Origin of the sequence: Pseudomonas sp. KK18, assembly GCF_037094675.1 — a bacterium.
GTDB lineage: Bacteria > Pseudomonadota > Gammaproteobacteria > Pseudomonadales > Pseudomonadaceae > Aquipseudomonas.
Map to the genome: position 1 here is coordinate 6,041,508 of NZ_CP146605.1, position 12,560 is coordinate 6,054,067.

The window sequence follows — 12,560 nt, forward strand, 5'->3', positions numbered from 1 at the left end:
TGAGCCTTGACATCGGGTTTCACATAGCAAGCCCCGTACCAGACTGATGGCTGAGTCGTTTCAGCCCATGGTCAAGAGCAAAAGATTCAACCTTGCGACATTCTCTTAACAGATCAACCCGTCGCGCACCGTTCCGACGCACTCAATCGGAGCGCACGCACATATATGGAGCAGACATGACCGAACCCTTGATTCTTCAGCCCGCCAAGCCCGCAGACGCCTGCGTAATCTGGTTGCATGGCCTGGGTGCCGATCGCTACGACTTCCTGCCCGTGGCCGAAGCCCTGCAGGAAAAACTCCTGTCGACGCGCTTTGTCCTGCCCCAGGCGCCGACACGCCCGGTGACCATCAATGGCGGCTACGAGATGCCGAGCTGGTACGACATCAAGGCCATGAGCCCGGCGCGTTCCATCAGTGTTGAAGAGCTGGAAGCCTCGGCAAAAATGGTTACCGACCTGATCAAGGAACAAAAAAGCAGCGGGATAGACGCCTCGCGGATTTTCCTTGCCGGTTTTTCCCAGGGTGGCGCCGTGGTGTTCCACACCGCGTTCCTGAAATGGCAGGGTGCTTTGGGTGGCGTGATTGCCCTTTCCACCTACGCGCCCACTTTCGGTGACGAACTCGAATTGTCGGCCAGCCAGCAACGGATTCCGGCGCTGTGCCTGCACGGCCAATACGACGACGTGGTGCAGAACGCCATGGGTCGCAGCGCCTATGAGCATTTGAAGTCGCGCGGTGTCACCGTTGCATGGCAGGAATACCCAATGGGCCACGAAGTGTTACCCCAGGAGATACACGATATCGGTGACTGGTTGGCCGCCCGCCTGGTCTGAAAACCACCCATTGTGTAGCCGCATGACCAACGCACTACGCCGCGCCCGATTCTTGCATTACACTGGCCGGCGTACATTCCTTAACCAATTGATGAGATGACCGTGCTCAAAGCACTCAAGAAGATGTTCGGTAAAAGCGAGGCTGAGCAGCTCGCGCCAGGTTCCAGTGCCCCCGCCCACGTTCAAGGCAGCCGCAATGACGGCCAGCAGCCTGGCCGGACCGCACCTGTAGCCTCGCCAAAAAAAGAGCCGGTGACCACACCCGCCACGGTTAACGTCGCTGAAGAGCCAGCCGCCGACCAACCACGCCAGGAGCCACGCCAGGAGAAGCCGCGCCGTGAACGCGCGCCCAAACCTGTGGTTATTCCCTGGAAACTGGAAGACTTCGTTGTCGAACCCCAGGAAGGCAAAACCCGCTTTCATGATTTCAAGCTCGCCCCAGAACTGATGCACGCCATCCAGGACCTGGGTTTCCCGTACTGCACGCCGATCCAGGCGCAAGTGCTGGGCTTCACCCTCGCCGGCAAAGACGCCATCGGTCGCGCCCAGACCGGTACCGGCAAGACCGCTGCGTTCCTGATCTCGATCATTACGCAGTTGTTGCAGACCCCACCGCCAAAAGAGCGCTACATGGGTGAACCCCGCGCACTGATCATCGCCCCGACCCGGGAGCTGGTGGTACAGATCGCCAAGGACGCCGCCGACCTGACCAAGTACACCGGCCTCAACGTGATGACGTTTGTTGGCGGGATGGACTTCGACAAGCAGCTCAAGCACCTGGAAGCGCGCCACTGCGACATCCTGGTGGCCACGCCGGGGCGCTTGCTGGACTTCAACCAGCGCGGCGACGTGCACCTGGACATGGTCGAAGTGATGGTGCTGGACGAAGCCGACCGCATGCTCGACATGGGCTTCATCCCGCAAGTGCGTCAGATCATTCGCCAGACCCCGCCGAAAAACGAGCGCCAGACCCTGCTGTTCTCCGCGACCTTCACCGAAGACGTGATGAACCTCGCCAAGCAGTGGACCACCGACCCGTCCATCGTCGAGATCGAGGCACTCAACGTCGCCAGCGAGAACGTCGAACAGCATATCTATGCCGTGGCCGGTGCCGACAAATACAAGCTGCTCTACAACCTGGTCAACGACAACGGTTGGGAGCGGGTCATGGTGTTTGCCAACCGCAAGGACGAAGTGCGCCGCATCGAAGAACGCCTGGTGCGTGATGGCGTGAATGCCGCGCAACTGTCCGGCGACGTGCCGCAGCACAAGCGCATCAAGACCCTGGAAGGTTTCCGCGAAGGCAAGATTCGCGTGCTGGTGGCCACCGACGTGGCCGGACGCGGGATTCACATCGATGGCATCAGCCACGTGATCAACTTCACCCTGCCGGAAGTGCCGGACGACTACGTGCACCGGATTGGCCGTACCGGCCGCGCGGGCGCGGCGGGCGTGTCCATCAGCTTTGCCGGTGAAGACGACTCGTATCAGTTGCCGTCGATCGAAACCTTGCTGGGCCGCAAGATCAGCTGCGAAACGCCACCGACGCATTTGTTGCGTCCGGTGGAGCGCAAACGCCCTTAAGCTGGAAGACCTCAGGCCGAATTCCATTCGGCCAGGATGGGTTGGCGAACACGCGAGGCCTCCTGCGAAAAGGCCTCATGGAAAGTGAAGCTGCTGCCCGACATATCGACAAGGCGATGGGCCTGAGGCTGGGGTTGCGGCTGCCCCAGTGGCTGCTGCAAGTTCTCGGCATCGCCCCCGATAGGCGCTGCCGGCTGGCGCTTTCTGATCCGACCGTCGACCGAGCGGTACAGATTGACCACGCGCAAGCCAAAACGCGTCACCCCCCAGGCTTGGCTTGGCAGCGTAATGTCATTGAAGAACTTGTAAGAAGCACCGGTCAGCAACTTGCCAGCGGCCTGCAATCCGGCCCTTGCTTGGGAACTCAATAGACTGAAGCTTCGGACCGCCGGGCTTGCGGCGACTTCAACCGCCCGGGAAGCGCCCGTCGCCGCTATGCCTGCGCCCCCTAAACTGGCCGCGACACCCACCGCTGCAAAGGTCAGCGATGCCCAGTTCAGGACGTTGATTTGACTGGAGCGATCCCAGCCCATCTGATTGTCGACCGCCTCAACGCTCAGTGCGGCAATCCCCAACGTCCCACCTACCGAGGCCGCGCCTGAGGCCGCCAACAGCGCACTCTTGCCGGCAATGGTCAGTACAGCGGCTTGAGCGCTGATGGCAGCGAGCAAGCCCGCAGTTGCAAGCCCAGCGGTGACCACCGACATGCCCAGTGCAACACCGGTCAGTGCCCACCGGGCCCATGTTGGAAAACTGAAGAGGCCGCTGGGGTCCGACCAATTCACCGGGTCACCGCCACAATAGGCGTAGCTGTTGATCCCGCCCTCGTCAAAAGGACTGAGGGGATCAGGAGAGAGAAACACCATGAGTTCGGGATCATAGGCACGGCGCCCATTACCCAGGTGATAGAGGTTGACCGGTACGTCCAGCCGTTCGCCGTTGTATGCGGGCAGTTGCAGATGGACCATCGAAGGAGGCGTGCCATCTGCCAAGGCGATCCTGGCGTCACCGTAGGGCGCGTACTGCCGGCGCACCTGCTCCATGCCCGGCGCCACCACACCGCGGACACTGCCAGCGCCGTCATTGACCAGTAGTTGCTCGCGATTACCGTGATCACGGTAGGCCAGCACCTGGTCGCCGTCGCGCACGTAACGCACCCGTTTACTGCCCTCCACCAGCGTGTCGAGCCGATCCCCGGCATAGGCCAGCATCACGGGGGCTTCGTTGCCTCGCGCAGCAAGCACCTGGCGTGCTTCGCCGTCGTATTGATAGCTGTACCTGAGGGCGTCGACCTGCACACCAGTGAGCTGGTCAAAACCGTTGTACGCAAAGCTGCGGCTGGAGGTGCCCTGCTGCAAATTACCGGAGGCGTCATAGCTCAGGGTCAGGTTTTGCACCGGGTTAGTGTGGGTTACGCGCGTCAGGCAAGCAGGATCTTGACCCTGGAAAAAACGCTCGCTACGGTCGCTATCGCCATCGGTAAATGTCGTCTGCACTTCGGTCATATTATCGAGACCGTCGTAACTGAAATGCTGCTGCTTGATCGCCCGACCCAATCGATCCATGGGGAATTGCGTGCCGTCGCACACATAGGATTTGAGCCGCGAATAACCATCGTAAGTGAACGTCTCGCCCGTGACCACGGCGTCATTCGCATCTTTCAACGTGCGAGTGGCCAGCAGGCCATCGTCGTAATAGGTGCTGACGATGTTCTGCAGTAGCGCACCGAACTGATCCAGCTTACGTTCTGACTCACGCCCCCATGCGTCATAGACCACCGAGTCGGTAAGACGCATGAATTGGTAACTGAGGGTTCGCGCCGATGGGCGCCCCAGGCTGTCGTAAGCCTGGATCGTGCCGATAAAACCGGTGGTTGTCTGTTGGAGGCGTCCGAACAGGTCATATTTCAGGTCACTGCGCTGCCCATCCGCCGAGGTATGCCGCAACAGCCGCCCACCCGGTGAGTAGCTGGTCAGGCTAGTCAATGCCTGACTGCCCAGCGTCTGAACTTCCTTGGCGAGATAGCCGTTCTCGTCGTAACTCATCTCATGCTTGAGCCCGGCTGTAAGGGATTGTCGCATCGCGCCACTGATGGGGTCGTACTCAAGGTCTATCGGCGCATGCCCTGCCATCTGGACGCCCGTCAATGTTTCCAGCTCGAGGTCATACCGGTACTCCTGGCGGTCACCGCGCGGCGAAGTCACCGCCACTGGCGCAACCTGGTTGGGCTTGTACTCCCAGGTCGTGGCTGTTGCGTTGCCACGCGCTTGGGAAATGACGCGGCCCAGGCTGTCGTATTCACGCGTGCCAAGCAGCTTGCTGTCTACGGTGAGGGTGCGCACCATTGGCTCGCTGGTGCCAAGCGCATACGTCGTCAACCGCTCACGGGGCGGCGTTCCGTCGGATGGGGTTTCCAGGCTGCGCACCACACGATCAAAAATGTCATAGGCGTATTCAGTCTTGGTCTTCCTGGCATCGATGCGCTCCGTGCAGCGGCCCAGCCCGTCATAAGTACGGGTTTCCACCACAATGCGCGCACCGCCAACGCTCACCCGCTCAACCCGTGCCGGTTGATTGTGTTCGTTGAACCAGGTTTCCAGTTGCGCGTCACCTTGCACCCCCGTCACCCGGCGGTTGAGGAGCGGGTCATATTCATCGATCAATACCCGACCATCGGGTTGAGTTACCGTCCACGGGTTGCCCCAAATGTTATAGGCGTGGCTGGTTTTCAATGTACGCGGCCCATCACCCAGATAATCCAGACGGGTTTGCTTCACGAGCCGCCCGAGTGCGTCGTACGCCCAGGAACCCAGAAGCCTGTCATTGTCCGCGATGCCATCAAGCGATTGCGCAGCAGAGAGCTGGCGTCCCATGCCATCGAAATACGTGAAGAGCACGGTGCCTTGTGCATCCGTGGTGACCAAATGGGCCATCTTGGCCCCGGCCGAAAAGTGATAGGCATAACGACGTCGGGCCATCTGGAGCGTGCCTGGCGCGGCGGTTTCCGATGTCAGCCGCCCACTGACATCGTACGTCATCGCCAGGCTGCCGACGGCATCACGTGTCATGTCGAGCAGACGCTGATTGGTCAGTGACCACGTGCGCGCGGACTCGAGCCATTGACCAGGCTCACGCCCCTTCAAGCTCCGGACTTCGGTGATCGAGTCGCCATTGAAGGTGCAGGTGAAATCGGAGACCAGAGAGAGTTTGTCGATCGTCGTCGTGGAGCTTTTCAAGCGACCATGCAGGGCGGTGTTGGCGGCCACAGAATGATAGGTATAAGACGTATGGGTGCCCCCTTCAAGGTTGATGGCAAGCGGCATGACGAAGTAGCCGCCCCCCGTTATCGAGACGTCGGTGTGGGAATGTTCAGTGGTCCGAGCCGCAGTGGTCGATCTGGCCGGGAAAAGCTTTTCCAGCTTCAGGTAACGTTGAAAGAGTCCATGGGGGTCGGCAGGGCATCTTCGGGGCTCGCCGGTCACCGGGTAATAAGTGTATTCGGTGCGTACGCCGGAGGCCTCGGTGCGGCTTAGTTCGTTGCCGAAGTCATCGGTGGTGATACTGACCACTTCCGCCCTTGGGGGTTTGCCACCCTGGGGATACAGCTCAAAGGTCTTGGTGATGCGGCTCGGAAGTTGGAGATTGGCGGGCTGATTTGGAAACTGGATGCCCCGAACTTCATTGTAGACAGTCTCGGTTTTGACCTCGCTGCCATTGGCTAGCATTAATTCCTCAGTCAACAGGTGAAAACGATTATAAGTGGCACGGGTAGACCGCAGGGGCTTGCCATTATTATCAACGTAAGTTTCTTCCGCCCAATAAGCGTACTCGCTATCCACCCGATACAAATTATCCTGGCCCTGGCGAAATCCGCCATTAAGAGGATATCCCGTGAAGTTACGGTTGGGACTGTAGTTATAAGAGCGGACGACAGAGGGCTGCCCGCGTCCGGGGTTTTGCTCCCAGTAGGTGACGACCGGAATATACAAACGGGCATCGTATTGATGCCCATTTGAGTTATACCGAATTATCTCCTGCCCCCCCATGGGTGTCATAACCTGCGAAATAGCTACCATTGCATCAGGCAACCTGAGGTACTGAAACGAATAGGCCTCACTTGCGACTGGCCCTGCCAAGTCATAAGGAACCGTGACCTTGGTCAGTTGATTGTCGATATGAGTATATTCAAATCGCGTACGGGCATAACGATTACCATCAATTAGTGTATCGGCGGTTACCAGCGATCCGGCGGAATACTTCAACATCAACAGGTCGGTTTCTTTATCGTCAACAATGCTCTGCAATAAGTTATTACCGCCATACCGGAAGGTCAGCCGCTCGCCATTTTCGAACTGGATGGCACTGATCTTATAGGGACCGGGAATGCTGAGGGGACGCAGGATTTCGACAGTGCCATCCTTGTAAATTACGTGCAGCGTATTTTGCGCAACCCGTTTTATGGTGAGGTCCTTCAACTTATGGTCGGTAATAACAGCATTGTCCCCTACGGAGGGCAGCCCTTGGGTTAGATATTGTTCACCGTTGAGTAGCGTAAGCTTGAAGCTGTTCGGGTCAAATTCGGTATTCGACAAGCTCCAGCCTTTACCGTAGCCACTGTTGCGGGTATCCATCATCGAGAACGCCAAGGCAATCTCTCGGCTGATCTCTAACGGCCCTTTTGGGCTCAAGACTGCCAAACGAACCAGACACCCATACTGCCCGGTACGCAGGTCAACCGAACCGCCGAGGTGGGCGCTGAAATTAAACGCGTTCGAATAGATGTCCATAGGTCCACCGCTTCGCACTTGGAGAGGGGATGAAATGCCTGGAACGTCAGGGTTTTGAAGTGGCGCGCAGCACCATCACATTGTAATTGTCGGTCTCGGTCAGGTAATAGTGATGCGAGCAGCCATAACTATCGACCATTGTCCAAATACTGGCCCCTTGTTGATCGGTGTTGGGGTTATTCAACCAGGCCTTGACTCGCGCAGCACGCATGATGGTATTGCGCTTGTTCGCAGGAATTAGTTCATTTCCCCCTGAAGATTTTTTCAGCAGGCTATTCATTGTGATGTTTCCAACAGTATTACCCCGTATGACACCGCCGATCTGTCTAATACCGTGCCCAATGTCCCGAGTGTAGTAAATATCAAAGTGATCCCCCTGAACAGATGGATCTTTTAATTTTACGGGATCAGTCGGAGGTATATTCTCGACAAATCTCAACCCAAGGGGTGGCGTCCAATAATAAATATCCACATCCACACCCTGCACTGAAAAGGCGTCGGTATCAGCCCAATGATCGAGCCGCTCAGCAGACAATGTATAGGGCTCTTGACACTTAACAGTGACAGATGATTGATAATTAACATTATCTCTCTCCATATTGGTTGTATATGTTTTACGTCCCACCGTAATTTTTGCCATAAACTGCTGATTACCAGTTGATCTCAGATCACACCTCAGGTATCGCTTCTCATTTTCGAGCGGACCAATACCGGGCATCGGCTGAATAATAGGGTTAGAAGGGGCTGTAGCCATGCTGGGTTCCTCAAGCACCCCCGACCACCGACCCATGTTAAATTCGTTCCTTTTTGTATCACAATACCATCCGGCCGGAATTGTCGCTTCTGGGTTTGTGGAATACTCAACCACCGTGGCACTTTCAAGCTCCGTCGCCTCAAAGGCTGCCAGCTCCCATATACCTTCAGCGTTTCTCCTCTCCTTTTGGACAATTATATTGACTTGACATTGCTGTTTGCCACCCAGATACACCTCATTATTAACTACATTGCCACCATCGCGAGGGAATTCAATATCAAACGTTTTTAAACGAACATTGGGATCTTCCGCTTTCATTTCCTTCTCCTTATCCAACATAGAGAACAGTTATCATCAACGCCACATCTTGTACCGGCCTGATGCAAGTAAGCGCTTTATAGAAGGGACCGCCTACTGTTAGAAATAACAGTTTTTCCGGAATTTTCAGGTCAAAAGGAAATAGCGATTTCCTGCTTTATCGCCAGGCTGAATATAAATGTGAAAGCGGGCTTGTGGAGGAGCAAGCAAGCCTGCACATTTGGTTTCAGCATTTTCAAATCCAGGAGGAACACATGAACCAGGCCGACTACCTCATCATCGGCGGTGGCATCGCCGGCGCATCCGCCGGCTACTGGCTGTCACACCATGCCCGCGTCATCGTGCTGGAACGCGAGTCGATGCCGGGTTACCACTCCACCGGCCGTTCCGCCGCCCTGTACATCGCCGCCTATGGCACGCCCCAGGTCCGCGCACTGACGCTGGGCAGCCGCGCCTTCTTCGATCAGCCGCCCGCAGGCTTTGCCGAACACCCATTGCTCACCCCACGGGGCGAATTGCTGGTGGACTTGATTGGCGACCCCGGTGAGTTGCAGCGCCAGTACCTAAGTGCCAAAGCCCTTGTGCCAGAAACGCGACTGCTCGACGTCGAGGAGTCGATGGCCATGATGCCGATCCTGCGCCGGGAAAAAGTCCATGGCGGGATCTACGACCCGACCGTGTGTGACATCGATACCGATGCGCTCTATCAAGGTTACCTGCGCGGCATTCGGCGCAATGGCGGAGAAATCCACACCGACAGTGACGTGCAGAAACTGACCCGCGACGGTCAGGGACTGTGGCAAGTGCGCACGGCCCAACAACACTTCAGCGCCCCGGTGATCATCAACGCCGCCGGCGCCTGGGCCGACCATATCGGCGAGTTGGCCGGTGCACAGAAAATCGGCCTGCAACCCAAACGTCGCAGCGCGTTCGTCTTCTCTCCACCCGCCGAGCTGAACATCCACGCATGGCCGGAGCTGGCGGCCCTCGATGGTTCGTTCTATATGAAACCCGACGCGGGCATGTTCCTCGGCTCACCGGCCAATGCCGACCCGGTGGAGCCCCACGATGTGCAACCGGAAGAGCTGGACATCGCCACGGGGATCTATCACATCGAAGAAGCCACCACCCTGAGTATCCGCCGACCTGCGCGGACCTGGGCCGGGCTGCGCAGTTTCGTCAGCGATGGTGATCTGGTCTGCGGGTTCGATCCACAGGTGGAGGGATTATTCTGGATTGCGGCTCAGGGCGGCTACGGGATCCAGACGTCTCCGGCGATGGGCCAGGCCAGTGCGGCGCTGGTGCGCGGCAAGCCTTTGCCGGATGCATTGGCGGCGTTCGGGTTGACCGAAGCGATGCTTTCTCCACACCGGCTGCACGCCTCGACCTGACCTGTGTGGCGGGGGAGCTTGCTGTGGGGAGGGAGCTCCCTCGCCACAGCAAGCTCCCTCGCCACACGTTATTTCCAGCGGTCAGCGGCTGCGTGATCGCTGTCGCGCCCTTCCACCCAGCGTGGCCCTTCGCTGGTGTTTTCCTTCTTCCAGAACGGAGCCCGCGTCTTCAGGTAGTCCATCACAAAGGCGCAGGCATCGAACGCGGCCTGACGATGGGCGCTGGCCGCCGCAACAAACACGATCGGCTCACCCGGCTCCAGGGCGCCAATGCGATGCAACACTTCCAGCTTGAGCAGCGGCCAGCGTTGCTCGGCCTCCACGACGATTTTGCCGAGAGCCTTTTCAGTCATGCCCGGGTAGTGTTCGAGGAACATCCCCGCCACATCCAGGCCATCATTGAAGTCGCGCACATAGCCGACAAAACTCACCACCGCGCCTACGCCCACATTGGCCGCATGCATCGCATTGACCTCGGCGCCGGGATCAAACGCCTCGGCCTGCACCCGAATCGCCATGGTCAGCCTCCGGTCACGGGCGGGAAGAATGCCACTTCGTCGCCAGCTTGCAGCGGCTCTTCAAGGTCGCACAGTTCCTGGTTACGAGCGCACATCAGGCTGGCCTCATTGAGCACTGCGAATTCCGGGTCACCGGCCAATGCCTGGCGTACAGCGTCGACCGTCGCGAAGTCACCTTCCATCTCCAGGGAGTCCAGGCCAATCGCTTCGCTGTAGCGCGCAAAAAACAGTACGTTGATGCTCATGCCTGGTCCGCCTTGAAATGCCCGCTCTTGCCGCCGAGTTTCTCCAGCAGCCGAATGGTTTCGATGGTCATGCCACGGTCCACGGCCTTGCACATGTCGTAGATCGTCAGGGCGGCAACACTGGCCGCGGTCAACGCTTCCATCTCCACGCCGGTCTGCCCGGAGAGTTTGCAGCGGGCGACGATGCGCACCGCGTCCAGGCCATCGGCACTGAGCTCGACCTTGACCCCGGTGAGCATCAACGGGTGGCACAGGGGAATCAGATCACTGGTTTTTTTTGCGGCCTGGATCCCGGCGATACGGGCCACGGCAAACACATCGCCCTTGGGGTGGGCGCCGTCGACAATCATTTTCAGGGTCTCGGGCAACATGCGCACCCGCGCTTCGGCCACGGCTTCACGGAACGTCACGGCTTTTTCAGTGACGTCGACCATGTGGGCGCGACCTTGGGAATCGAGATGAGTCAGCACAGGGATACTCCTGATCAGGAGCCCCGATTGTAAACCCAACGCCGATCAAATGTGGGAGCTGGCTTTTGTGGGAGTCGGGCTTGCCCGCGATGCAGGCACCTCGGTATGTCAGTTACACCGAGGTGATGCTATCGCAGGCAAGCCAGCTCCCACATTGACCGTGGTTACAGGTGAGATTCGGCGTATTCGGCCAGAATCGAGCGAGGGACACCTTGCAGCGCAATGTGCACGCCGTTCGGGAAGTCCTTGAAGCGTTCCGTCAGGTAAGTCAGCCCGGAGCTGGTCGCGGACAGGTAAGGGGTGTCGATCTGTGCCAGGTTGCCCAGGCACACCACTTTGGAACCGGCGCCGGCACGGGTGATGATGGTTTTCATCTGGTGCGGCGTGAGGTTCTGGCATTCATCGATCAAAATCAGGCTCTGCTGGAAGCTGCGACCTCGAATGTAGTTGAGGGATTTGAACTGCAACGGCACTTTGCTGAGGATGTAATCGACGCTGCCATGGGTGTTTTCGTCATCCATGTGCAAGGCTTCGAGGTTGTCGGTGATCGCCCCCAGCCACGGCTCCATTTTTTCCGCTTCGGTGCCGGGCAGGAAACCGATTTCCTGGTCCAGGCCCTGCACGCTGCGGGTGGCGATGATGCGGCGATAGCGTTTGGTAACCATGGTCTGTTCGATGGCGGCAGCCAGGGCGAGGATGGTTTTCCCCGAACCTGCGGCGCCGGTCAGGTTGACCAGGTGGATGTCCGGATCAAGCAAGGCATACAGCGCCAGGCTCTGGTAGATATCACGCGGTTTCAGGCCCCAGGCTTCCTGGTGCAACAGGGGTTCCTGATGCAGGTCGAGGATCAGCAGCTTGTCGACCTGGATCTCTTTGATCCAGCCCACAAAACCCTGTTCGTCGATGATGAATTCGTTGATGTGCACAGCCGGCAGGTTGTCGATCAGCTGTACCTGGTGCCAGGTGCGGCCATGGTCCTGACGGGTTTCGACCTTGCTGACGCGATCCCAGAACGAGCCGGTCATGGTGTGATAACCACGAGACAGCATCGACACGTCGTCGACCAGTTGGTCGGTACTGTAGTCCTCGGCAGCGATCCCACACGCTCGTGCCTTGAGGCGCATATTGATGTCTTTGGTCACCAGCACCAGGCGCAGATCCTTGTCGCGTGCGTGCAGGTCGATCAATTGGTTGATGATTTTGTTGTCGTTCAGATTTTCCGGCAGCAGGCTGTTGGGCTCGCTGCGCTTGTTCATCAGAATCGACAGCAAGCCCTTGGGCCCGCCTTTGCCACGCTGGATCGGTACGCCCACCTCGACATCGTCGGGGGAGGCTTCGCCGAGGGTCTTGTCGATCAGGCGGATGGCCTGGCGGCATTCGGCGGCAACGCTGTGGTGCCCGCTTTTGAGTTTGTCGAGCTCCTCAAGCACGATCATCGGGATGGCGACGTGGTGTTCTTCGAAGTTGAGCAGTGCGTTTGGATCGTGAATCAGTACATTGGTATCAAGCACATAAAGGATTGGCTGGTCGGAAGAAGGGTTACGTCCATGATCATCCATACTCGGTCACCTTTGTGGGAGCCAGTCGACGCAATACCACGACAGTGCTGCGCCTCGATTCGACCGTCGAACGCACTTGAGGGGCGTCAAGTGCGGTGCAC

The 12,560-nt window shown here is 58.2% G+C and carries 9 protein-coding genes; 3 read left to right on the top strand and 6 right to left on the bottom strand.

Going from position 1 to position 12,560, the window contains the following annotated elements; genetic code table 11:
• The first annotated feature begins 176 nt into the window (after positions 1-176).
• Complete coding sequence (locus tag V6607_RS27410) at positions 177-833, top strand: carboxylesterase (protein WP_102605025.1); 657 nt, start codon at positions 177-179, stop codon at positions 831-833.
• 96 nt (positions 834-929) lie between these two features.
• On the top strand, positions 930-2,417 hold the full coding sequence (gene rhlB, locus V6607_RS27415) for an ATP-dependent RNA helicase RhlB (RefSeq protein WP_023659203.1): 1,488 nt from the start codon (positions 930-932) through the stop codon (positions 2,415-2,417).
• Positions 2,418-2,428: 11 nt separating this feature from the next.
• On the opposite strand, the gene V6607_RS27420 is transcribed toward rhlB, so the two are convergent.
• Both V6607_RS27420 and V6607_RS27425 read right to left on the bottom strand, forming a co-directional pair.
• Positions 2,429-7,204 carry an RHS repeat-associated core domain-containing protein gene (locus tag V6607_RS27420; protein WP_134327295.1) on the bottom strand — a complete coding sequence of 1,592 codons (4,776 nt, stop codon included), beginning with the start codon at positions 7,202-7,204 and terminating at the stop codon, positions 2,429-2,431.
• Positions 7,205-7,250: 46 nt separating this feature from the next.
• On the bottom strand, positions 7,251-8,276 hold the full coding sequence (locus V6607_RS27425) for a hypothetical protein (protein WP_032899432.1): 1,026 nt from the start codon (positions 8,274-8,276) through the stop codon (positions 7,251-7,253).
• A gap of 254 nt (positions 8,277-8,530) precedes the next feature.
• Here V6607_RS27425 and V6607_RS27430 point away from each other — a divergent pair, with 254 nt between their 5' ends.
• Positions 8,531-9,667, top strand: a complete 1,137-nt coding sequence (locus tag V6607_RS27430; RefSeq protein WP_008435662.1) for an FAD-binding oxidoreductase — start codon at positions 8,531-8,533, stop codon at positions 9,665-9,667.
• A 68-nt stretch (positions 9,668-9,735) separates the two neighbouring features.
• On the opposite strand, the gene moaE is transcribed toward V6607_RS27430, so the two are convergent.
• From moaE to V6607_RS27450, 4 genes are all read right to left on the bottom strand, one after another.
• Complete coding sequence (gene moaE / locus V6607_RS27435) at positions 9,736-10,185, bottom strand: molybdopterin synthase catalytic subunit MoaE (protein ID WP_003216307.1); 450 nt, start codon at positions 10,183-10,185, stop codon at positions 9,736-9,738.
• Positions 10,186-10,187: 2 nt separating this feature from the next.
• On the bottom strand, positions 10,188-10,430 hold the full coding sequence (gene moaD / locus V6607_RS27440) for a molybdopterin converting factor subunit 1 (protein ID WP_003216306.1): 243 nt from the start codon (positions 10,428-10,430) through the stop codon (positions 10,188-10,190).
• Complete coding sequence (gene moaC, locus V6607_RS27445) at positions 10,427-10,900, bottom strand: cyclic pyranopterin monophosphate synthase MoaC (RefSeq protein ID WP_008435663.1); 474 nt, start codon at positions 10,898-10,900, stop codon at positions 10,427-10,429. The genes moaD and moaC overlap by 4 nt, the downstream gene beginning before the upstream one ends.
• A 164-nt stretch (positions 10,901-11,064) precedes the next feature.
• On the bottom strand, positions 11,065-12,459 hold the full coding sequence (locus V6607_RS27450) for a PhoH family protein (protein ID WP_008435664.1): 1,395 nt from the start codon (positions 12,457-12,459) through the stop codon (positions 11,065-11,067).
• Positions 12,460-12,560: the final 101 nt, after the last annotated feature.

Coding starts and splice junctions, on each gene's coding strand:
- V6607_RS27410 (WP_102605025.1), top strand. CDS start 177: ATGACCGAACCCTTGATTCTTCAGCCCGCCAAGCCCGCAGACGCCTGC.
- rhlB (WP_023659203.1), top strand. CDS start 930: ATGACCGTGCTCAAAGCACTCAAGAAGATGTTCGGTAAAAGCGAGGCT.
- V6607_RS27420 (WP_134327295.1), bottom strand. CDS start 7,204: ATGGACATCTATTCGAACGCGTTTAATTTCAGCGCCCACCTCGGCGGT.
- V6607_RS27425 (WP_032899432.1), bottom strand. CDS start 8,276: ATGAAAGCGGAAGATCCCAATGTTCGTTTAAAAACGTTTGATATTGAA.
- V6607_RS27430 (WP_008435662.1), top strand. CDS start 8,531: ATGAACCAGGCCGACTACCTCATCATCGGCGGTGGCATCGCCGGCGCA.
- moaE (WP_003216307.1), bottom strand. CDS start 10,185: ATGGCGATTCGGGTGCAGGCCGAGGCGTTTGATCCCGGCGCCGAGGTC.
- moaD (WP_003216306.1), bottom strand. CDS start 10,430: ATGAGCATCAACGTACTGTTTTTTGCGCGCTACAGCGAAGCGATTGGC.
- V6607_RS27450 (WP_008435664.1), bottom strand. CDS start 12,459: ATGGATGATCATGGACGTAACCCTTCTTCCGACCAGCCAATCCTTTAT.